This is a genomic window from Lentzea indica, from assembly GCF_012184385.1.
GTDB classification, from domain to species: Bacteria; Actinomycetota; Actinomycetes; order Mycobacteriales; family Pseudonocardiaceae; genus Lentzea; species Lentzea indica.
This window is the reverse complement of sequence record NZ_VSRL01000153.1, coordinates 1-21,021: the sequence shown is the minus strand read 5'-3', so window position 1 is coordinate 21,021 and position 21,021 is coordinate 1. Positions and strand designations below refer to the sequence as shown.

Annotated in this window: 21 protein-coding genes; 18 read left to right on the top strand and 3 right to left on the bottom strand. The window is 68.3% G+C overall.

Going from position 1 to position 21,021, the window contains the following annotated elements:
- Positions 1-215, bottom strand: a 215-nt coding sequence (locus FXN61_RS32205) for a LysR family transcriptional regulator (RefSeq protein WP_167977747.1), incomplete at its 3' end; no start/stop codon positions are given.
- Positions 216-474: 259 nt separating this feature from the next.
- Here FXN61_RS32205 and FXN61_RS53060 point away from each other — a divergent pair.
- From FXN61_RS53060 to FXN61_RS32170, 8 genes are all read left to right on the top strand, one after another.
- Positions 475-729, top strand: coding sequence for an NAD(P)-binding domain-containing protein (locus FXN61_RS53060; RefSeq protein ID WP_246292269.1), 255 nt, complete (start codon positions 475-477; stop codon positions 727-729).
- The gene (locus FXN61_RS55795) at positions 690-1,106 is read left to right on the top strand and encodes an NADPH-dependent F420 reductase (protein WP_312878155.1); all 417 of its coding nucleotides are present in this window, start codon (positions 690-692) and stop codon (positions 1,104-1,106) included. Before FXN61_RS53060 ends, FXN61_RS55795 begins: the two co-directional genes overlap by 40 nt.
- Positions 1,107-1,158: 52 nt before the next feature.
- The gene (locus FXN61_RS32195) at positions 1,159-2,094 is read left to right on the top strand and encodes an SDR family oxidoreductase (protein WP_167977746.1); all 936 of its coding nucleotides are present in this window, start codon (positions 1,159-1,161) and stop codon (positions 2,092-2,094) included.
- 61 nt (positions 2,095-2,155) lie between these two features.
- Complete coding sequence (locus tag FXN61_RS32190) at positions 2,156-2,890, top strand: SDR family NAD(P)-dependent oxidoreductase (protein ID WP_167977745.1); 735 nt, start codon at positions 2,156-2,158, stop codon at positions 2,888-2,890.
- A gap of 45 nt (positions 2,891-2,935) precedes the next feature.
- A complete protein-coding gene (locus FXN61_RS32185) occupies positions 2,936-3,559 on the top strand; it encodes an NADPH-dependent F420 reductase (RefSeq protein ID WP_167977744.1) in 624 nt (207 codons plus the stop codon).
- Positions 3,560-3,786: 227 nt separating this feature from the next.
- Entirely contained in the window at positions 3,787-4,575 is a 789-nt protein-coding gene (locus FXN61_RS32180; protein ID WP_312878153.1) for an NAD(+)/NADH kinase, read from the top strand.
- Positions 4,576-4,633: 58 nt separating this feature from the next.
- Positions 4,634-5,107 carry a GNAT family N-acetyltransferase gene (locus FXN61_RS32175; protein ID WP_167977743.1) on the top strand — a complete coding sequence of 158 codons (474 nt, stop codon included), beginning with the start codon at positions 4,634-4,636 and terminating at the stop codon, positions 5,105-5,107.
- Positions 5,108-5,173: 66 nt separating this feature from the next.
- Positions 5,174-6,109 carry an alpha/beta fold hydrolase gene (locus FXN61_RS32170; protein ID WP_167977742.1) on the top strand — a complete coding sequence of 312 codons (936 nt, stop codon included), beginning with the start codon at positions 5,174-5,176 and terminating at the stop codon, positions 6,107-6,109.
- A gap of 17 nt (positions 6,110-6,126) precedes the next feature.
- Here the strand turns inward: FXN61_RS32170 and FXN61_RS32165 are convergent, their stop codons facing one another.
- Positions 6,127-7,470: an MFS transporter gene (locus FXN61_RS32165; RefSeq protein ID WP_312878152.1), complete on the bottom strand. Its 1,344-nt coding sequence runs from the start codon at positions 7,468-7,470 to the stop codon at positions 6,127-6,129.
- Positions 7,471-7,556: 86 nt separating this feature from the next.
- Here FXN61_RS32165 and FXN61_RS32160 point away from each other — a divergent pair, with 86 nt between their 5' ends.
- Genes FXN61_RS32160 through FXN61_RS32145 form a run of 4 tightly spaced genes read left to right on the top strand, consistent with a single transcriptional unit; the run spans position 7,557 to position 10,774 of the window.
- Positions 7,557-8,759, top strand: coding sequence for a cytochrome P450 (locus FXN61_RS32160; protein ID WP_167977741.1), 1,203 nt, complete (start codon positions 7,557-7,559; stop codon positions 8,757-8,759).
- Complete coding sequence (locus tag FXN61_RS32155) at positions 8,759-9,421, top strand: TetR/AcrR family transcriptional regulator (protein ID WP_246292267.1); 663 nt, start codon at positions 8,759-8,761, stop codon at positions 9,419-9,421. The genes FXN61_RS32160 and FXN61_RS32155 overlap by 1 nt, the downstream gene beginning before the upstream one ends.
- A gap of 13 nt (positions 9,422-9,434) precedes the next feature.
- Complete coding sequence (locus FXN61_RS32150) at positions 9,435-9,629, top strand: ferredoxin (RefSeq protein ID WP_167977740.1); 195 nt, start codon at positions 9,435-9,437, stop codon at positions 9,627-9,629.
- A gap of 5 nt (positions 9,630-9,634) precedes the next feature.
- On the top strand, positions 9,635-10,774 hold the full coding sequence (locus FXN61_RS32145) for an NAD(P)/FAD-dependent oxidoreductase (RefSeq protein WP_312878157.1): 1,140 nt from the start codon (positions 9,635-9,637) through the stop codon (positions 10,772-10,774).
- Here FXN61_RS32145 and FXN61_RS32140 read toward each other — a convergent pair.
- Positions 10,722-11,723, bottom strand: coding sequence for a helix-turn-helix domain-containing protein (locus FXN61_RS32140; RefSeq protein WP_167977738.1), 1,002 nt, complete (start codon positions 11,721-11,723; stop codon positions 10,722-10,724). The genes FXN61_RS32145 and FXN61_RS32140 overlap by 53 nt on opposite strands.
- A gap of 97 nt (positions 11,724-11,820) precedes the next feature.
- On the opposite strand from FXN61_RS32140, the gene FXN61_RS32135 reads away from it, so the two are divergent.
- The 6 genes from FXN61_RS32135 (at position 11,821) to FXN61_RS32110 (ending at position 20,926) form a co-directional block, all read left to right on the top strand.
- Entirely contained in the window at positions 11,821-12,771 is a 951-nt protein-coding gene (locus tag FXN61_RS32135; protein ID WP_167977737.1) for an alpha/beta hydrolase, read from the top strand.
- A gap of 151 nt (positions 12,772-12,922) precedes the next feature.
- Positions 12,923-14,005 carry a multiple monosaccharide ABC transporter substrate-binding protein gene (gene chvE, locus FXN61_RS32130; RefSeq protein ID WP_167977736.1) on the top strand — a complete coding sequence of 361 codons (1,083 nt, stop codon included), beginning with the start codon at positions 12,923-12,925 and terminating at the stop codon, positions 14,003-14,005.
- A gap of 26 nt (positions 14,006-14,031) precedes the next feature.
- Positions 14,032-15,537: a multiple monosaccharide ABC transporter ATP-binding protein gene (mmsA, locus tag FXN61_RS32125; protein ID WP_167977748.1), complete on the top strand. Its 1,506-nt coding sequence runs from the start codon at positions 14,032-14,034 to the stop codon at positions 15,535-15,537.
- On the top strand, positions 15,534-16,751 hold the full coding sequence (gene mmsB / locus FXN61_RS32120; protein ID WP_167977735.1) for a multiple monosaccharide ABC transporter permease: 1,218 nt from the start codon (positions 15,534-15,536) through the stop codon (positions 16,749-16,751). The genes mmsA and mmsB overlap by 4 nt, the downstream gene beginning before the upstream one ends.
- A 33-nt stretch (positions 16,752-16,784) precedes the next feature.
- Positions 16,785-19,880 carry a family 43 glycosylhydrolase gene (locus tag FXN61_RS32115; protein ID WP_167977734.1) on the top strand — a complete coding sequence of 1,032 codons (3,096 nt, stop codon included), beginning with the start codon at positions 16,785-16,787 and terminating at the stop codon, positions 19,878-19,880.
- A gap of 167 nt (positions 19,881-20,047) precedes the next feature.
- On the top strand, positions 20,048-20,926 hold the full coding sequence (locus FXN61_RS32110; RefSeq protein ID WP_167977733.1) for a cellulose binding domain-containing protein: 879 nt from the start codon (positions 20,048-20,050) through the stop codon (positions 20,924-20,926).
- Positions 20,927-21,021: the final 95 nt, after the last annotated feature.

The following is a 21,021-nucleotide window of genomic DNA, read 5'->3' as shown; positions in this document are numbered from 1 at the left end:
GGACCGGCGTCGGCCAGCAGTTGCCGGCCCGCGTCGGTCAGCTCGACGCCGTGGCGATCCCTGGTGAACAGCGAGGCGCCGAGATCCTGCTCCAGCGCGCGGATCTGGCGACTGAGCGCCGGCTGCGCGATGTGCAGCTCACCGGCGGCGCGGCCGAAGTGCAACCGGTCGGCCACGGCGACGAAGTAGCGCAGTTTGCGCAGGTCCAGATCCATGGCGCCTCCCGATCCGGTGATGCCTGCAGGTTATCACCACGACTGAAAGAAGTCTTGGACACGCGCTCAAGCCAATGGCACCGTTAATGGGACCCGAGCGAATTCGGCACAAGAATTCGAGACTTGATAGCAGGCCCAGAATGGGCAAATGAGGAATCGAGCCGTCCATCGTGTCGTTCGACGGCGTCGAATGACACAACCCGTTAACAACGACGGGGTGGGCATGGCGTCCTACCCAGCTCCAGAAAGCAGACACTCCATGAGCAGCATCAGCGTTATAGGCCTGGGGAACATGGCCAGTGCCCTGGCCGACCGGGCGCTCGCCGGCGGCAACGCCGTCGAGATCATCGGCCGCGACCAGGCCAAGGCCAAGGAACTGGCCGCCGCGCTCGGCGGCGCCACTGCCGGGACGGCCGGCGCGCCCCGGCCGGGGACATCGTCATCCTCGCCGTCGCCTACGCCGGCGCGGCGACGGTGGTCAGCGAGTACGGGGATGCACTGCGCGGCAAGGTGATCATCGACATCACCAACCCCGTCAACGCCGATTTCACGGGCTTCGTCACCCCCGACGGCAGTTCCGGCGCGCAGGAGATCGCCAAGGCCGCCCCCGCCGTCGCACATGTCGTCAAGGCGTTCAACACCCTGTTCTCCCATGTTCTGGCCGGCGGCCCAGCCGAGGGTCGCCCATTGGACGTGTTCATCGCCGGCGATGACGCGCAGGCAAAGACACGCGTGTCGGCGTTCATCGAGAGCCTGGGACTGCGCCCGATGGACATTGGGCAGCTGCCAATGGCGCGGACATTGGAGAACGCCGTCCTGCTGCAGCTGGGCCTCGTCGCCCACTCCGTCAAGCACACCAACTTCGCCCTCAGCGTCAGCATTCTCAGCTGAGCGCACACGCACCACCACTTCTCACGCCACACCATTCACAAGGAGCAGTAGCGTGCGCGTTTTCGTCACTGGCGGGACCGGCCATGCCGGTTCGTACATCATCCCCGAGCTCATCGCCGCCGGGCACGAGGTCACCGGCCTGGCCCGGTCGGACACGGCGGCGGCGGCCGTGTCCGCGCTCGGCGCGAAGGTGCGTCGCGGCGACCTCGAGGATCTCGACGGACTCAAGGATGCGGCCGCGGACTCCGACGGCGTCATCCACGTCGCGCACAGGCAGGACCTGCTTCCCTCCGGCGGGCTCGACGCCGTGGCCGCCGCGGAACTCCCGATCATGCTCGCGTACGGCGAGGCACTCGCGGAAACCGGAAAGCCACTGGTCGCAGCCGGAAGCATTGGCTCGCCAGGAAACCTGGGCCGGCCGGCCACCGAGGAGGACCCCGCCCTTCCCTGCGGCGATGAGCACAAGGGCACCCTGCGGGTTCGCAACGTCGTGGAAACCGCCGTGGTCGGCCTCGCCGAGCGGGGAGTGCGGTCTTCGATCGTGCGGATCGCCAACATCGCGCACAGCACGACCGACCGTGCCGGCTTCCTCGTGCAGCTGATCGCGCTCGCGAAGGAGAAGGGCTTCGTCGGCTACCCCGGAGACGGCGCGAACCTGTGGAACGCCGTGCACATCCGCGATGCCGCCTCTTTGTTCCGCCTGGCGCTGGAGAAGGGTCCGGCCGGCAAATACTGGCACGCGATCGGGGACGGCGGCATCCCGTTCCGCGAGATCGCCGAGGCCATTGGTAGCCGTCTGGGCCTGCCCGCCGTGAGCGTTCCCGCGGACGTACTGATGCTGCCGGGATATTTCGGATTCCTCGCGAACATAGTCACCCAGAGCTACCCGGCGTCCAACCTCATCACCCGCCGGACTCTCGGCTGGGAACCCGCTCAGCCCAGCTTGCTCGCCGATTTGGACAACGGCCATTACTTCTCCGCCAGCTGACGGCATGGACGGTGCCGAATCGCAACGAGTTTCGCATACCCATCAATTCAACGGAGTGATCGTGGGAAAGCTCGATGGCAAGGTAGCGGTGATCACCGGCGGATCCACCGGCATGGCACTGGCCGGCGCCAAGCTGTTCGTCGAGGAAGGAGCGCACGTCTTCATCCAGGCCCGGCGGCAGGAAGCACTGGACGACGCCGTCAAGCTGATCGGCCGCAACATCACCGCCGTGCAGGGTGACGCGGCCGAACTGGACGACCTGGACCGCTTGTACGACACCGTGAAGCGGGAAAAGGGCTCGATCGACGTGCTGTGGGCCAGCGCCGGGATGGGCGAACCCGCCGTTCTCGGCGAGATCACCGAGGAACAGTTCCACCGCGCCTTCTGGCTCAACGCGCGCGGGACCCTGTTCACCGTGCAGAAGGCACTGCCGCTGATCAACGACAACGGCTCGATCCTCATGACCGGATCCAACGCCTCACTCGGCGCCTTCCCCGGCTGGAGCCTCTACGCGGGAAGCAAAGCCGTCCAGCAGGCCTGGGCCCGCGTCTGGCTCAACGAACTGCGCGACCGCAAGATCCGGGTCAACGTCCTGACTCCCGGCCAGGTCGCCACCGCCAAACAGGAAGAACTGTTCGACGAGGCAACCAAGGCCGCATTCGAGTCCCTCATCCCCCGCGGACAGATGGGCCGCCCCGAAGAAATCGCCACCGTCGCCCTGTTCCTCGCCTCCAACGACTCCAGCTACGTCAACGGCCTGGAACTGGTCACCGACGGCGGCACCACCGCCATCTGAATCTGCACAGAGCGACACCTCGAGAACTGGAAGAGAGCACACCTCATGAGCAGCATCACCCTCATCGGTACGGGCAACATGGCACGCACCATCGGCACGCTCGCGGTGGCGAGCGGCAACACCGTCGAGGTCATGGGACGAGATCAGGCCAAGGCCGATGACCTGGCCGAGGCTCTGGGCGGCGGCGCGACGACGGGCAAGTGGGGCGCCGTCCCTGCCGGGGACATCGTCATCACGGCCGTGTTGTACGACGGTGTCGTCCCGGTCGTCGCCGAGTACGGAGACGCCCTCACGGGCAAGGTCATCGTCGACATCAGCAACCCCTTCAACGCCACGTTCGACGGACTGGCCCACAGCGAAGAGACCTCGATCGCCCAGGAAGTCGCCAAGGTGGCCCCGGCCGGCGCCAGCGTGGTGAAGGCGTTCAACACCATCTTCCGCAATGTCCTGGAGACGGGCCGGCCCAACGTCTTCCTCGCTGGCGACAATGCGCAGGCCAAGGCGGGCGTGGCGGCATTCATCGAGAGCCTCGGGCTGCGCCCGCTGGACGTCGGCGGCCTGAAAATGGCGCACTGGCTGGAAGGAGTGGGCGTGGTCACGGTGGCCCTCGCCGGCAACGGGGTCGGTCACTGGGACTTCGCCCTCGGCGTCAACGAATTTGCCGGCTGAGCCCCCAGGGCCAAGCAGTCGGAGAACAGGGCGCCGCTTCCGACCGAGGTTCCGGCCGCCGACAGCCGACCACGATGGGAGGCGGCGGCCAGGTTGACCGCGCCCAGCTACGCCGCGGCGTTCTCCGATCCTCGCGCGTGATCACGCTCAGGACGTCACGCTCTTCAGCGCACGACCCGTGGGAATTCGGCAGACTGGCGTCGTGACTCGACAGAGGACGACCTGACGTGCACGCCGCAGGCCTGGTGCTGCACCCGCAACGAGACTCGGCCGCCGCCGTCGAGGCCGTGCTCGGCTGGGCGACCCACCGCGGCGTCGAGATCCTCGGCATCAAAGACGAGATCCAGCGACTGCGCTGCGAGGCCACCCCGGTCTCCGCGGAGGAGCTGGGCCGCCGCGCTGATCTGGTCGTGAGCCTGGGCGGCGACGGCACGATGCTGCGGGCCATGCGCCTGGCCGACGGCGGGAAAGCTCCGGTGCTCGGCGTCAACCTGGGCAAGCTCGGCTTCCTGGCCGAAGTCGACGTCCCGGACCTGCCGGCGGCCCTGTCCGCCATCGACGCCCACAACTTCACCGTCGAACCCCGCCTCGCCGTCGACGCGACCTTCAACGACCGCAAGGTCACCGCCTTCAACGACATCGCGGTCGTCCGCATCCCCGGCGAGGGCGGCGCGCGGGTCGCGGTCAGGGTGGCCGGTCAGCCGTTCGTCAGCTACGCGGCGGACGCAGTCATCGTCGCCACCCCGACCGGCTCGACGGCGTACAGCTTCTCCGCCGGCGGCCCGATCACCAGCCCGTCCGTCGAAGCGCTGCTGGTCACCCCGGCCGCGCCGCACTCCGCCTACAGCCGCGGGGTGGTCCTGTCGGTCAACGAGACGTGGAACTCGACCTGCTGCCGTCGAGCGGACGCCTGGCCGTCGAGGTGGACGGCATGGTCGCGGGCTACGTCGAACCGGGCGACCGGGTGTCGCTGCGCGGCCGTCCCGGTGCCGCGCGCGTGGTGCGGCTCGGCATGACGACGTTCTACCAGCGGGCACGGCGCAAGCTGCGGCTCACGGACTCGGCGGAGCTCGGGTGAAGCTGCGCGAGTGGACCGTGGAAGACGCCGCCTGGTACGCGGAAGCCACCAAGGACGCCGAGGTGCAGCGCTACACCGCCGACCCTCCCACGCTCACAGCGGAGCAGGTCGCGCAAGCGATCGAAGCACGGCGAAACCACCCTTCCGCGAAGTCGTTCTGCATCGAGGACGCCGGTGAGCGCTGCGGCAACGTGGCGGTCGACGTCGAGGACGGCATCGGCCACGTGTCCTATCTGGTCGCGGCGCCTGCGCGTGGAAGAGGGCTGGCCACCAAGGCGCTCACCGAGTTCGTGGCCTGGATCTTCGCGAATCACGAGGTCACCGAGCTGAGGCTGTGGACTCACCGTGACAACGTCGGTTCCCGCAAGGTCGCCGAACGCGCGGGGTTCGTCCGCGACCCGTCGCGCGACGAGGACCGGGAGATCAAAGGCTCGATCTGGCCAACTGTGGCGTACCAACTCACTCGATGACGCGGACCTCTGCGCCTAGGCTCGACCCGCGCTCGGCGGGTGCCGGGCGCCAGATGGGGGTCTGAGATGTCATCTTTGAACAGACGCAGTGTGTTCGCGCTGGGCGCGGGCGCCGCACTGGCCGCAACGACAGGCGTCGCCGCCGCCGAAAGCGAGGCGGATCTGCCCGGTTTCCGGCACAACTACACCGAGGTCAACGGTGTGCGCCTGCACTACGTGACAGGCGGGCGCGGCGAGCCTCTCGTGCTGCTGCCGGGCTGGCCGCAGACGTGGTGGGAGTACCACAAGATCATGCCCGCGCTGGCGACGAAGTTCCGGGTGATCGCGGTCGACCTGCGCGGCATGGGCGGGTCGGAGAAGCCGCAGGGCGGCTACGACAAGAAGACCATGGCGACCGACATCCACGAGCTCGTCAAGAAGCTCGGGTACGACAAGGTCGGCGTCGCGGGGCACGACATCGGCAGCCAGGTCGCGTTCAGCTTCGCGGCCAACTTCCCGAACGCCACGCGCAAGGTCGCGCTGATGGACGTGCTGCACCCGGACGAGGGCTACTACCAGCTCCCGCTGCTGCCGCCGCCCGGCGAGTTCAGTCTGTGGTGGTTCGCGTTCAACCAGGTCCAGACGCTGCCGGAACAGTTGCTCACCGGCCGGTTCCGGTACTTGATCGACTGGCTGTTCGCGAACACGGCGTTCAACCCGGACGCGATCGACGAGCGGTCCAGGGCGATCTACGCGCGGGCCTACAACTCGCCGGACGCCATCCGTGCCGGCAACGGCTGGTACAAGGCGTTCCACCAGGACATCGCGGACGGCAAGACGTACGCCAAGCTGACGCCGCCGGTGCTGGGGCTGGCCTCCGTGCCGTCCTTCGAGCAGTTCAAGGCGGCGCTGCCGAACGTCGCGACCGACTTCAAGGTCGTGCGGGTCGACGGCGCCGGGCACTGGCTCGCCGAGGAGCAGCCCGACACCGTCGCCCGTGAGCTCACGGAGTTCTTCGGCTAGGGATCAACGCCTGGGGATCAACGCCGCGACCGCGACCGCCAGCAGCGCGGTCGCGCGCCCAGACCCATGATCAGCTGGAAGCTCAACGGGATCGTCACCTGCGTGAGCACGACGCCCGCCACCGCGCTGGAGATCGATGTGCCGATCGCGCGCATCAACGTGTTGAGGCTGTTGGCGGCGGCCGTTTCCGATGCAGGCACGGCCGACATGATCAGGGCGGGCATCGCGCCATAGGCCAGGCCGATGCCGGCACCGATCACGGCGGACACGACCACGAGCTGCCACACCGCGGACATCAGGAAAACGCCCGCGCCGTAACCAAAAGCGACCACGAGAGCGCCCAGCATCAACGTGACCCGAGGTCCCCGCGCGTTCGAGATCCGCGCGGACACCGGCGCGGTCGCCATCATGACCAGACCGGACGGCACGAGCACGAGACCCGTGACGAGCAACGACTGCCCGAGCCCGTGCTCCGTCGACGCCGGCAGCTGCAGGATCTGGGGCAGCACCAACGACTGCGCGAACATCGCGAACGCGAACACCGCCGAGGCGATGTTGGTCAGCAGCACCTGACGGCGGGCGGTGGTGCCCAGGTCCACCAACGGCTGGGACGACCGCAGTTCCCACCAGCCCCACAACGCCAGCACCACCGCCGCCACGCCGAACAGGCCCGCGGTGGCACCGCCGCTCAGCGTCGACCCCTTGGACACACCGAGGAGCAGGCACACCAGCGCGACCGAGAGCCCGGCGGCGCCGACGAAGTCGAAGCGGCCACCGCCGCGGACCGCGGACTCCGGCACGAAGATCAGCACCGCGGCGAGCACCAGGACACCGGCCGCCGCCGATGTCCAGAACAGCACGTGCCAGTCGCTCTGCTCGACCAGGATCGCCGCGGCGGGCAGGCCGAGGGCTCCCCCGACACCCAGTGAGGCGCTCATCAGCGCGGTCGCCGAGGCCAGCCGCTCGGCAGGCAGCTCGTCGCGCATGATGCTGATGCCGAGCGGGATGACGCCGACCGCCAGTCCCTGCACCACGCGCCCGACGATCAACGGCGCCAGCGAGTGGCTGAGCGCGGCGATCACCGAGCCCGCGACCAGCATGATCAGGCTGACCACGAGCATGCGGCGCTTGCCGTACATGTCGCCGAGCCGGCCGACGACCGGTGTCGCCACCGCGCTCGCCAGCAGCGTCGCCGTGACCAGCCAGGCGGTGTCGCCGGGTGACGAGCCCAGGAGCTGGGGAAATCTCGGCAGCAACGGGATGACCAGCGTCTGCATCAGCGATACGACGATGCCGCCCATCGCCAGGACCGCCACGACGACGTTCGGGCGCGTCACCGGACGCGTTTCTTCGAGGAGCACGGCGCCAGTCTAAGTCAATCACTTGACTTAATACATGCGGGTGGGCATGTTGGAAGAGACGCCTCCCACCACGAAGGAAGTCCCCGATGTCCGAAGTAGACGATCTGCCGCGTTTCCCGTTCCCCGTCGACGCCGCCCTCGAACCACCCGCCCAGTGGGCTGAGCTGCGGTCGAAATGCCCTGTGGCACACGTGAAACTGGCCAGCGGTGACGAGGCCACGTTGCTCACGCGCCACGAGGACGTCAAGGCGATCCTGTCCGATCCTCGGTTCACCAGGCCGACGCCGCAGGACAACGCCGCACGCGTCGCGGACAGCGAGGAAGGCGGCATCTTCAACAGCGACATGGCGACGGTGATCCCCCAGCACGGCGAGGCGCACCTGACGTGGCGCCGCAGCATCGGCAAGTGGTTCACCGCCAAGCGCATGAACGCGCTGCGCCCCGGCATCGCGGCGATGGCGGAGCTGCTGATCGACGAGATGGTCGCCAAGGGCGCGCCCGCGGACCTCAAGGCGGGCCTCGGTTTCCCGCTGCCGGTGTGGGTCATCTGCGACATGCTCGGAGTGCCCGACCGCGACCGGGACCGGTTCTCGCACTGGTCGGACACGATGCTGAGCATGACCCGCTTCACCGAGGCCGAGATGAAGGCGGCGGAGCAGGAGTTCGGCCGGTACATGGCCGCGCACATCGCGGCCAAGCGCGAGCAGCCGGGCGACGACCTGCTCAGCGCGTTGATCACCGACCCGGAGCCGATGCCCGACAGGACCCTGATCGCCACCGGCATCGGCCTGCTGATCGCCGGGCACGAGACCACCGCGAACATGATCACGAAGATGGTCGCGATGCTGCTGTCCGACCGGAGCCGCTGGGAGTCGTTGCTCGCCGACCCGTCGCTGGTGCGCACCGCCGTCGAGGAGTCGCTGCGGCTGGACGCCAACGCCGGTGTCGGCATGGCCCGCTACCTCACCGAGGAGGTCGAGATCAGCGGCACGGTTCTGCCGCGCGGCACCACCGCGATGTGCAGCATGGCGGCGGCGAACCGCGACGAGGACGCGTTCGCACGGGCGTCCGAGATGGACCTGGGCCGGAGCCCCAACCAGCACCTGGCGTTCGGGGCCGGCGCGCACGCGTGCCTCGGCCAGCCGCTGGCCCGCACCGAGCTGCAGGTGGTGCTCGAGGTGCTGCTTCGCAAGCTCCCGTCGCTGGACCTGGCGGTTCCGGTGGAAGATCTACGTCGAGTCGAGGGGCTCGTCGTCGGCGGGCTCGTGGATCTACCGGTGCGATGGTGATGATGAACAAGGTCGACGACAACCCGTCCAGGGCGGAGCGGGCGCACGCCACCCGCGAGCTGATCCTGACCGCAGCGGAGCGCCTGTTCGCGGAGCACGGGGTGCTGGCCGTCTCGAACCGGCAGGTCAGCGAGGCCGCCGGGCAGGGCAACAACACGGCCGTCGGCTACCACTTCGGCACCAAGGCCGACCTCGTGCGGGCGATCGCCCGCAAGCACCTGGCGCAGATCGAGGAGATCCGGCAGCGGATGGTCGCGGACATCGGCGACCCCGCCGACGTCCGGGCCTGGATCACCTGCCTGGTGCGGCCGGTGACGGAGCACCTGGCGGAGGTGGGCAGTCCCACCTGGTTCGCCCGGTTCGGCGCGCAGGTCATGACCGATCCCACGCTGCGCCCGATCCTCGTCGAGGAGACGCAGTCGTCGCCGTCGCTCGTGCGGATCCTGAGCGGGCTCAACGCCTGCCTGTCCGACCTGCCCGACGACGTGCGCGCCGAGCGCTACGACATGGCGAGGCAGCTGCTCGTGCACATGATCGCCGAACGCGAGCGCGCCCTCGCCGACAACACCCCGACCCCGCGTGCCAGCTGGCACGACGCCGCGACCGGCCTCGTCGACGCCCTCGTCGGCCTCTGGCTCGCGCCGGTCACCAACGACTCGTGAGAAGGACTCGAACGTGAAGATCACCGTGGGCCAGGACAAGTGCTGCGGAGCGGGAACCTGCGTGCTGCTCGCCCCCGACGTGTTCGACCAGCGCGACGAGGACGGCATCGTGGTGCTGCTCGACGAGGCACCGCCGGCCGAGCTGCACTCGCTCGTGCACGAGGCCGCCAGCGTCTGCCCCGCTGCCGCCATCGCGGTGAGCTCGTGACGCTGATCGTCGGCGCCTCGGCAGCCGGTCTGGCCACCGCCGAGGCATTGCGCCGCAAGGGTTACACCGACCCCTTGACCATTCTCGGCGCCGAACCGCACCTGCCGTACGACCGGCCGCCCTTGTCGAAACAGGTCCTGTCCGGCAGCTGGGAACCAGCGAAGGCGCAGCTGCGGTCCGCCGAGGCGCTGGCCGCGCTGGACGCCTCGCTCGTGCTCGGAGACCCGGCCGTGCACCTCGATGTCGCCGAACGAGCCGTTCACACAGCCTCCGGTCGCGTGCTCAAAGCCGAGAACATCGTGCTGGCGACAGGGCTGCGACCGCGAACGTTGCCAGGACAACCCACCCTCCGGACGCTCGACGACGCGCTGGCGCTGCGGGGCGACCTCCTGAAGTGCTCGCGGGCGGTCGTGGTCGGGGACGGTGTGCTGGGCGCCGAGATCGCGGCGACGGCACGTCAGATGGGTGTGCAGGTCACGCTGGCCGGCCCGCAGCAGGCCCCGATGGCGCTCCAGCTCGGCCCGGTGGTCGCCGGGCTGCTCGGCGACCTGCACACCTCGCACGGCGTTGAGCTGCGGCTCGGCGCGGCCGTGACCGGGGTCGAAGAAAGTGGCGTGCGGCTGGAGACCGGAGAGGTGCTGCCCGCGGACCTCGTCGTGGTGGCGTTCGGCTCCGCGCCGGCGACGGAGTGGTTGCGGGACAGCGGACTCCGGCTGGACAACGGGATCGTGTGCGACTCGCGGTGCCGTGCCGCGGAGGGCATCTACGCCGCCGGCGACGTCGCCCGCTGGCATCACGAGACGCTGGGAACGTCAGTGCGGCTCGAGAACCGGACCAACGCCACCGAGCAGGCCATCGCGGTCGCCGGCAACATCCTCGGCGCTGACGAGCCCTACACGCCGGTGCCGTACTTCTGGACCGACCAGTTCGACGCGAAGATCCACGTCCACGGCTTCATCGGCCCGGACGTGTCCATTGTGGAGGGCAGCACGGCGGAACGTCGTTTCGTCGCCCGGTACCACCGCGACGGCGAGCTGGTCGGCGTGCTGGGCTGGAACATGCCCAAGCAGGCCCGTCTGCACCGGCAGGAGATCACCCGGAGCTGTCGCGCAACCGTCGCAGCATCAGCGCCAGGTGGAGCCTGAACCGCCCGGACGCCGAGTCGAGCTCGAACCCGAGCGCCGACTCGGCACGGGCGAGCCGTGCCGTCATCGTGCTGTGGTGGCGGTGCAACGCGGCCGCGGCCTGGCGGACCGAGCCGGTCACGCACAGCGCGTCGAGCGCGGTGATCATGTCCGGCTCGGTGGCGAGCCCGTCGAGTGCGCGCACGTCCGGCAGGGCGGCGATGTCCGCGTGATCGAGCTGCTCGGCGAGCAGGGCGAGGCCGCCAAGCCGTTCCCACCACACGACCGGCTCGCTGTCCGACGTGTACCGCAACGCCGTGCGCGCGGCCTGCCACGACTTGGCCGCGTCGATGGCGGGCAGCAGCACGCCGATCCCGACGCGCTCACCGAACCCTCCGGCGAGATCGGGCACTTTCGTGCTCAGCACGGCCCGCACATCGCCCAGCATCGCCGACCGTCCGGCCATGTCTCCTGTCGTCGCCAGCACCCGCAACGGTGTCGTGGTGCCGATGCCCAGCAGGTGCAACGCCCGCGACCTCTCCGCAGTACCGACGGCTTCGGAGAGCACCAGCTCCACCAGCGCGGGATCGCCCAGTTCCGGCAGCGGCACGCTGGAGTGCTCGAGCAGCACGGCGGCGGCGATCGCGAACCGTTCCAGCAGCATGTCGTCCAACGGGGCGGGCGCGCCCTCACGAGCGACCCAGACCTCGACGCCACCCTCAAGGGAACGAACCGCCGCCCTCGCCGGCCGCGGGCCCGCCGTGACACCGCCACCGGCGTCGGCCCGCAGCGAGAGCCCCTGGCCCGGGGCGTGCAGGCCGACCTGGCACCCGGCGAGCTCGGCCGTGCTGCGCACCAACGCGTCCAGGCCCGCGCGCTCGGTGATCAGGCGATCGAAGAACCCGATCACCCGTACCGCGCTCTCGGCATCGGCGTCCAGCCCGGACAACCTCAGCAGCAGGCCCTTCATGCCGTCACGATAACCCCGCCAGGTGGTGGGTCCGATGCCCGAATTGCCCGCCACGTGTCGGATGCCCGTACGACCGCCCCGAGCCGAGGATCGCTTCATGAGCTACGCCATCGACGCCGAGCTTGTCCCCTGGCTCGACATGCTGCCCAAGGTCACCCTGGTCGACTACGAGGCCCTGCTGGCCGCCCGTGCCGAGCAGTCACAGCTGGCAGGTCTCCTGCCGGCCTACGAGCCGACCAGTCCCGTCGACGTCCGGGACACGGTGGTGCCCGGTCCGTCCGACGCCCCTGACGTGCCGGTGCGCGTCTACACCCCGGCGAACCGGCAGGGTCCCGTGCCCGGCCTGGTGTACATCCACGGCGGAGGGTTCGTCCTCGGCGACCTGGACATGTACCACCCGCACGTGCTGCGGCTGGCCGACGAGCTGGGCATCGTCATCGTGTCGGTGGACTACCGGCTGGCGCCCGAGCACCCGTTCCCGGCACCGGTCGAGGACTGCTACGCGGCGCTGGAGTGGGTCGCCGCCAAGGCGGGCGAGCTGAGGATCGACCCGGCACGGATCGGCATCGGCGGGGAGAGCGCCGGCGGTGGGCTCACCGCGGGAACCGTCCTGCTGGCCCGTGATCGCGGCGGCCCCGAACTGTGCTTCCAGTACCTCGGCATCCCCGAGCTGGACGACAGCCTGGACACGCAGTCGATGCGCGACTACGTCGACACGCCGCTGTGGAACCGTCCCAACGCGATCTACAGCTGGACCAGCTACCTCGGCACCGAGCCTGGTGGCGACGACGTCTCCCCCTACGCCGCGCCCATCCGTGCCACGGACCTTTCCGGCCTGCCGCCCGCCTTCGTGACGACGTGCCAGTACGACCCGCTGCGGGACGAGGGCCTCGAGTACGCCCGCCGCCTCGCGCACGCCGGCGTGCCGACCGAGCTGCGCCACTACCCCGCCACGTTCCACGGCTCGTCGCTCGTGGAGAGCGCGGCCGTTTCGCGCCGGATGTTCGCCGACGAGGTTGAGGCGTTGCGCCGAGGTCTGCGAATCTGACATTCAGCCGCCGAGCCCGCGCGCCCACAACGGCGCGCGGGCGCTCCCGGCATGCAGCACTTTCCGCGAACCTGTGAGCGCTAACAGCAATGTTCACGAGCTGGTTACGGGAGCTTGACGGGGGCGATGTTAGCGATAACACTCGCCGCCTATGAGGTACCCCCTAATCGCCGCCGCTGCGCTGGTTCTCAGCGTCTCAGCCTGCGGTTCACCACAGAAGACGGTTGATCAGCAAAGCGGGTCGAGCGAGGGCGCACTCGTGGGCGTGACCATGCCGACCCGGTCGTCGGAACGCTGGATCCACGACGGCGACAACATCAAGAAGGCCCTTGAGGGCAAGGGTTACAAGGTCGACCTGCAGTACGCGGAGAACGACATCCCCACGCAGGCGAACCAGATCGAGAACCAGATCACCAAGGGCGCCAAGCTCCTGATCGTCGCCTCGATCGACGGCACCGCGATCACGTCGCAGCTGCAGCAGGCCGCGGACGCCAAGATTCCGGTGATCGCCTACGACCGGTTGATCCGCAAGAGCCCGAACGTCGACTACTACGCGACGTTCGACAACTTCAAGGTCGGCGTGGAGCAGGCGAACTCGCTGCTGGCCGGGCTGAAGACGCGCGGTGAGGGCCCGTTCAACGTCGAGCTGTTCGCCGGCTCGCCGGACGACAACAACGCCACGTTCTTCTTCAACGGCGCCATGTCCGTCCTGCAGCCGCTGATCGACCAGGGCAAGCTCGTGGTGAAGTCCGGCCAGAAGGACTTCAAGACGGTCGCGATCCTGCGCTGGGACCCCGCCACCGCGCAGAAGCGGATGGAGGACCTGCTCACCTCGACCTACGGCGGTGCCAAGGTCGACGGTGTCCTCTCCCCCTACGACGGCATCTCGATCGGCATCCTGTCGGCGTTGAAGAGCAGTGGCTACGGTGCCGCCGGCCAGGCGTACCCGATCGTGACCGGGCAGGACGCCGAGGTCGCGTCGGTGAAGTCGATCATTGCCGGTGAGCAGTACTCGACCATCCACAAGGACACCCGCCAGCTCGCCGACATCACCGTGAAGATGTCCGACGCGGTGCTCAAGGGCGGCAAGCCCGAGGTCAACAACACCAAGGACTACGACAACGGCGTCAAGGTCGTGCCGTCGTACCTCCTGCAGCCGGTCACCGTCGACAAGGCGAACTACCAGAAAGAGCTGATCGACTCCGGCTACTACACCGCCGACCAGCTCAGGTAACCACTGTGTCTGAAGAAATCCTGGTGATGCGCGGCATCACCAAGAGGTTCGCGGGTGTCACCGCGCTGCACGACGTCTCGTTGAGCGTGCGGCGCGGTGAGATCCACGCGATCTGCGGAGAGAACGGCGCGGGCAAGTCCACGCTGATGAAGGTGCTGTCCGGTGTTCACCCGCACGGCACGTACGACGGCGAGATCGTCTTCAACGGCGAGCCGTGCGCGTTCCACGGCGTGCGCGACAGCGAGCGGCGCGGCATCGTGATCATCCACCAGGAGCTGGCGCTGTGCGGTCAGCTCTCGGTCGCGGAGAACCTGTTCCTGGGCAACGAAAGAGCGCGGCGCGGGTTCATCGACTGGAACCGCACCAACCACGAGGCACAGGCTCTGCTCGACCGAGTTGGTCTCAGGGAGAACCCCACGACGCCGGTCAACGACCTCGGTGTAGGCAAGCAGCAGCTGGTCGAGATCGCCAAGGCACTGTCCAAAGAGGTCAGTCTGCTGATCCTGGACGAGCCGACGGCAGCGTTGAACGACGACGACTCGCAGCACCTGCTGGACCTGCTCGACGGGCTGCGAGAAGACGGCATCACCTCGGTGATCATCTCGCACAAGCTCAACGAGGTCACCAGGATCGCGGACACCGTCACGGTGCTGCGCGACGGGAAGACCATCGAGACACTGCCGGCGGCAGGGCTCAGCGAGGAACGGATCATCTCCGGCATGGTCGGCCGCGACCTGGAGCACAGGTTCCCGCCGCGGACGCCCGACATCGGTGACGAGGTGCTGCGCATCGAGGACTGGACGGTGCACAGCCCGGCCCAGCCCGACCGCGTGGTCGTCGACAGGGCAACGTTGTCATTGCGGCGCGGGGAGATCGTCGGTCTCGCCGGGCTGATGGGCGCGGGCAGGACCGAGCTCGCAATGAGCGTGTTCGGTCGTTCCTACGGCGTCGGCATCTCCGGCCGTGTCGTGAAGGACGGCGCCGAGATCGACACCCGGACCGTGCAGGCGGCGATCCGCAACGGGCTCGCGTACGTCAGCGAGGACCGCAAGCGGTACGGGCTCAACCTGATCGAGGGTGTGCAGCGCAACGTCTCCGCCGCCGCGCTGGGCAAGCTCTCCAGCCGCGGCTGGGTGAACGAGAACGAGGAGTTCACCGTCGCGGAACGGTTCCGCCGCTCGATGGGCATCCGGACGCCGGCGGTGTCCACGCAGGTGGGCACGCTGTCCGGCGGCAACCAGCAGAAGGTCGTGCTGGCGAAGTGGATGTTCACCGACCCGGACGTGCTGATCCTCGACGAGCCCACGCGCGGCATCGACGTCGGCGCGAAGTACGAGATCTACTCGATCATCAACGACCTCGCCGCCCAGGGCAAAGCCGTGCTCGTGATCTCTTCCGAGCTGCCTGAGCTGCTGGGGCTCTGCGACCGGATCTACGCGCTGTCCGAGGGCCGGATCACCGGAGAAGCCGACCGCGCCGAGGCGACGCAAGAACGCTTGATGCAGTACATGACGCGAGGACAGAACTCATGACCACGAAGACCGCGCCCTCCCCGGCCGCCGCCCCGCCATCGACTCCTTCCAGCCGGATCTCGATCAACCTGCGGCAGTCCGGCATCTACGTCGCGTTCGCACTCATCGTGGTGCTCTTCGCGTTCCTGACCGACGGCGCCCTGCTGCAGCCGCAGAACATCTCGAACATCATCGTCCAGAACTCGTACGTGCTGATCCTGGCGATCGGCATGATCCTGGTGATCATCGGCGGGCACATCGACCTCTCGGTCGGCTCGACGGTGGCGCTGACGGGCGCGATCTGCGCGGTGCTGACCGTCCAATGGGGACTCCCCTGGCCGATCGCGGTGCTGCTGACGCTCGTGGCCGGCGCGATCATCGGTGCCGCACAGGGTTACTGGATCGCCTACTTCGGCATTCCGGCCTTCATCGTGACGCTCGCGGGCATGCTGGTGTTCCGCGCGTTGACGCTCACCACCCTGGGCAACCAGGGCATCGGGCCGTTCCCGGACGAGATCCGCTCGCTGTCCAACGGCTTCACCGGCGGCTACCTCGGCAACATCGGCCTCGGCCCGCTGGGTGGCGCCGACCTCGTCAGCCTGCTGGCCGGTCTCGTGTTCGTGGCCGCGTTCGCCTTGTCGCAGTGGCGCAAGCGGGCGGCCAGGCTCGGCTACGGCCAGACCGTCGACCCCATGCCGCTGTTCGTGCTCAAGATCCTCGGTGTCGGCGTCGTCGTGATGGCGGTCGTGGTGCAGCTGGCCAGGTTCCGCAACCTGCCGTGGGTTCTGGTGCTGCTCGCGATCCTGGCGATGGGCTATTCGTTCATGGCCAACAACTCCGTGTTCGGACGGCACATCTACTCGATCGGCGGCAACCTGCAGGCCGCCACGCTGTCCGGCGTGAAGGTCAAGGCCGTCACGTTCTGGGTGTTCGTGAACATGGGCGTGCTGGCCGCGCTCGCGGGCGTCATCTTCGCGGGACGGCTCAACCAGGCCGGTCCGACCGCGGGCATGGCGTTCGAGCTGGACGCGATCGCGGCGGCGTTCATCGGCGGCGCGGCCGTGCAGGGCGGCGTCGGCAAGGTGGTCGGCGCGATCACCGGCGGCCTGATCATGGGCGTGATCAACAACGGCATGTCGTTGATCGGCGCGCCCAGTGAGCAAGTGATGCTCGTCAAGGGACTGGTCCTGCTCGCGGCGGTCGCCTACGACGTCTGGACCAAGAGAAGGGCCTGACCCCCTTTTTCAATCGGAAGGCAGACAACAACGATGTTGTTCTCGTTACGCCGGCTCGGCGTGGTCGTCGCTGTGACGGCCGCGCTGGTGCCGGTTCCCCCTGCAACGGCTGCCGAATCGCTCGTGCAGAGTGCCGCGAGCGCATTGGCAGTGCCGAACATCGACGACGTCCGCGGGCATCTGAGCCTGCCTGCCAGCGGACTCAACGACACCACCGTCACGTGGACGTCGTCGAACCGGTCGGTCATCACCCCGACCGGTGAGGTCACCCGCCCTGCCACCGGGGCGAAGCCGACGAAGGTCGTGCTGACCGCTCGCGTGAGCCGCGGCCACCAGACCACCACCCGCAGGCTCACGGCCACGGTCGCTCCCCTGCCGGCCAAGGAACCGCTGGCCGGCTACAGCTTCTTCTACTTCACCGGTGAGGGAAGCCCCAACGGCGAGCAGATCTACGCCGCCGCCAGCAAGGGCAACAACCCGCTGGACTGGGCCGAGCTCAACAACGGCCAGCCGATCCTCAAGTCCAGCCTCGGTGAGCTGGGCGTGCGCGACCCGTTCATCCTCCGCTCCCCAGAGGGTGACAAGTTCTACCTGCTGGCAACGGATCTGAAGATCAACGGCGGGCGCGGCTGGGACGCGGCCCAGCGCAGCGGCAGCCGGTCGATCATGGTCTGGGAGTCGACAGACCTCCAGAACTGGTCGCGCCAGCGCAGTGTGCAGGTGTCGCCGCCGACCGCGGGCAACACGTGGGCCCCGGAAGCCTTCTGGGACGCCAAACGCGGCACGTACGTCGTCTACTGGGCGTCGAAGCTCTACGCGGAGAACGATCCCGGCCACACCGGCGACAGCTACAACCGCATGATGTACGCGACCACGCGTGACTTCGTGACGTTCAGCCCGGCGAAGGTGTGGATCGACCCCGGTTACTCCGTGATCGACTCGACGATCATCGAGGACAAGGGCACCTACTACCGGTACACCAAGGACGAGCGGAACAACACGTCGACCACGCCGTGCAGCAAGTTCATCACCGCGGAGAAGTCGACCGACCTGCTCGACCCCTCGTACGACTTCGTGGCGGAGTGCATCGGCAAGGCCACCTCGACCAGCCCGGGGCTCTCCGCGGGTGAAGGGCCGACGGGTTTCAAGTCCAACATCGAGAACAAGTGGTACCTGTTCATCGACGAGTTCGGCGGCCGCGGCTACGTGCCGTTCGAGACCACCGATCTCGCGTCCGGCAAGTGGACCATGTCGACCGGTGCTCGTTTGCCCGCGTCCCCGCGCCACGGCACGGTTCTGCCGGTGACGCAGGCGGAGCTGAACCGGCTGACCGCTCCCCCGGCACCGGTCAAGGCCGATGCCAAGGGCCTCGTCGCGCACTGGCCGCTCAACGCCACTTCCGGGCAGGTCGCCACGGACGCGACAGGTCACGGCTACGACGGCGCGCTCGCGGGCAACGTCTCGTGGTCCGGCGGGGCGTTGTCCCTCAACGGTGGGCACGTCCAGCTGCCGAACAACATGCTGACGGGCGCGCCGGCGGTCACGGTGTCCGCGGACGTCCTGATCGATCCCGGGCAGCAGACGCCGTACTTCCTCTACGGGTTCGGCAACACGGCGCCGGACGGGGTCGGCAACGGCTACCTGTTCAGCACCGGTGACACCTACCGGGGCGCCATCGCCACCGGGAACTGGACGACCGAGCAGGGCGTGAACTCCGGCCGCGCTTTGCCGCGCGGTGTCTGGAAGAACGTGACTCTGACCGTCGGCAACGGCGTGGAGGTGCTCTACCTCGACGGTGCCGAGGTGGCGCGCAACACCAACGCGACGATCAAGCCGTCCGACATCGGTGGTGGCGTGACGGCGGCGAACTACCTCGGCCGCTCGGTCTACGCCGCCGACAAGAACCTCGTCGGCAAGATGAAGGACGTCCGGCTCTACAACCGTGCCCTGTCGGGTGCCGAGGTCGCCGGACTGCCGTCGAACAGCACAGTGATCAGTTCCGTCGAGCTGGCCTCGCTCAAGGTTCCCGCCGTGATCGACTCCGCGGCGAACACCGTGGTGCTGCCGGTCAAGCCCGGCACCGACCTGCGCAGACTCTCGCCGAAGTTCGGTCTCGCCCCCGGCTCGAAGATCACGCCGAGCGGCACCGTCGACCTGAGGAAGCCCAGGAAGTTCACGGTCACCAACGCGTCCGGCGACCGTCGTGAGTGGACGGTCGAGGCGCACGAGATGCGCAGCCCGGTGCTGCCGGGGCTGAACGCCGACCCGAACATCGTCGCGTTCGGGGACACCTACTACATCTACGCGACCACCGACGGTTTCGACGGCTGGAGCGGCACCAAGTTCTCCACGTGGTCGTCGAAGAACCTCGTCGACTGGAAGGACGAGGGCGTCATCCTCGACCTCGGGCCGGACGTGAGCTGGGCCGACAGCCGGGCATGGGCTCCGACGATCATCGAGCGCAACGGCAAGTACTACTTCTACTTCTGCGCTGACGCGAAGATCGGCGTCGCGGTGTCCGACTCGCCGACGGGGCCGTTCGTCGACTCCGGCAAGCCGTTGATCGCGAAGAACCCCGGTGGTGGTCAGGCGATCGACCCGGCGGTGTTCATCGACAAGTCCGGTCAGCCGTACCTGTACTGGGGCAACGGTGAGGCCTACCTCGTGCCGTTGAACGCCGACATGGTCTCGTACGACCCGGCCAAGATCACGCGGATCACCGGGCTCGACGACTTCCGCGAGGGCCTGTTCATGGTGGAGCGCAAGGGAACCTACTACCTGAGCTGGTCGATCGACGACACCCGCAGCGAGAACTACCGCGTCGCGTACGCGACGGCGCCGAGCCCGCTCGGCCCGTTCACCAACCGAGGCCTGATCCTGCAGAAGGATCCGAAGCTCGGGGTGCTCGGCACGGGCCACAGCTCGATGTTGCAGGTGCCGGGCACCGACGACTGGTACCTGGTGTACCACCGCTTCGCCATCCCCGGCGGGGACGGGACGCACCGCGAGACCACGATCGACCGGATGCGCTTCAACCGCGACGGCACGATCGCACCGGTCGTGCCGACGCTCGAAAGCGTTGCTCCGCAGCGGATCCGGCCGCAGCACTGCCGGGCCCACTTCAACTGACAGCCGGCGTGCGATTCGACTCCGTTCGACTCGAACGGAGTCGAATCGCACGTTTCAAGGTCACAACTCGCCTCCACCACCGTGAAAGCGCTTCCAGCACTCCACTGAAAGGACGTACGCTCCGCCTCCAGTCGTCCCCGAGACGATCAGACACGCGCGGGGGATCCTTGAGACTGTTCGACCGCCACCGGCCCGTCCTGTACACGCCGTTCGCCGTGCTCCTCGCGGCCGCGTGCGGCACGAGCTCCGCGGAGACCCCGGCAGCGTCACCGGACTCGTCCCTGCCTCAGCACGTCACCGTCCTCCCACCGCCGCCCGATTCGGTCGAGGAGGTCGTCGACGGCAGGACCGTGGTGCTGTCCAACGGGGTGAAGGCGCGGGTGCTCGGCCTCGCGGCGCCGGCGGAATGCTGGTCGGCGGGAGCGCTGAAGTTCGCCAAGGACACGTTGCTCGGCAAGCCCGTGCGCTACAGCCGGGCTTCGGAGTCGGCCATCACCCTGCGGCTGGCCGACAACAGCGACTACGCCACCCGCGCGGTGAGCCAGGGCGCCGTGCGAGCGGAAAAGGACGACCCCGTTCTCAGCGAGCCGGAGAAGACGGCGGAGAAGGCCGGTCTCGGGCTGTGGGGATCACCGTGCAAGGGACAGGACACCACCCCGACGACGTCCACTCCTCCCCCACCGCCGGCGACCACCACCGCCACGACCACTCCGCCGGCCGTGAAGAAGGGCTGCGCCGTCACGTATCGCGTCGCCAAGGAGTGGGCAGGCGGCTTCCACGCCGAGATGATCGTCACCAACCACGACCAGACCCCGGTCACGAGGTGGGGCCTGCGCTGGAGGTTCCCGAGCGGTCAGCAGATCAGGGAGACGTGGGGCATGACCGCCTACCAGTACGGGCCCGACGTCATGGCGATGAGCCAGGACGGCAACGGTTCGATCAGCGCGGGCGGGCAGATCTCGTTGCGCTTCAACGCCGCCACGGCCGGGCCGAACGTCACGCCCACCGCCTTCACTCTGAACAACACGACCTGCTCATTCGGCTAGACGAGTAAGTCCTAACTGATCAGTGGTCGTATGCGATCAGGGATCGGGTGACGGGCTGGCCGGTGGCGCGGTTGTGCCAGATCGCGGCAGTCAGT

Bases quoted from the DNA above. Each gene is read 5' to 3' on its own strand.
- FXN61_RS53060 (WP_246292269.1), top strand. From the start codon at position 475: ATGAGCAGCATCAGCGTTATAGGCCTGGGGAACATGGCCAGTGCCCTG.
- FXN61_RS32185 (WP_167977744.1), top strand. From the start codon at position 2,936: ATGAGCAGCATCACCCTCATCGGTACGGGCAACATGGCACGCACCATC.
- FXN61_RS32170 (WP_167977742.1), top strand. From the start codon at position 5,174: ATGTCATCTTTGAACAGACGCAGTGTGTTCGCGCTGGGCGCGGGCGCC.
- FXN61_RS32160 (WP_167977741.1), top strand. From the start codon at position 7,557: ATGTCCGAAGTAGACGATCTGCCGCGTTTCCCGTTCCCCGTCGACGCC.
- FXN61_RS32155 (WP_246292267.1), top strand. From the start codon at position 8,759: ATGATGAACAAGGTCGACGACAACCCGTCCAGGGCGGAGCGGGCGCAC.
- FXN61_RS32140 (WP_167977738.1), bottom strand. From the start codon at position 11,723: ATGAAGGGCCTGCTGCTGAGGTTGTCCGGGCTGGACGCCGATGCCGAG.
- FXN61_RS32135 (WP_167977737.1), top strand. From the start codon at position 11,821: ATGAGCTACGCCATCGACGCCGAGCTTGTCCCCTGGCTCGACATGCTG.
- chvE (WP_167977736.1), top strand. From the start codon at position 12,923: ATGAGGTACCCCCTAATCGCCGCCGCTGCGCTGGTTCTCAGCGTCTCA.
- mmsA (WP_167977748.1), top strand. From the start codon at position 14,032: ATGCGCGGCATCACCAAGAGGTTCGCGGGTGTCACCGCGCTGCACGAC.
- mmsB (WP_167977735.1), top strand. From the start codon at position 15,534: ATGACCACGAAGACCGCGCCCTCCCCGGCCGCCGCCCCGCCATCGACT.
- FXN61_RS32115 (WP_167977734.1), top strand. From the start codon at position 16,785: ATGTTGTTCTCGTTACGCCGGCTCGGCGTGGTCGTCGCTGTGACGGCC.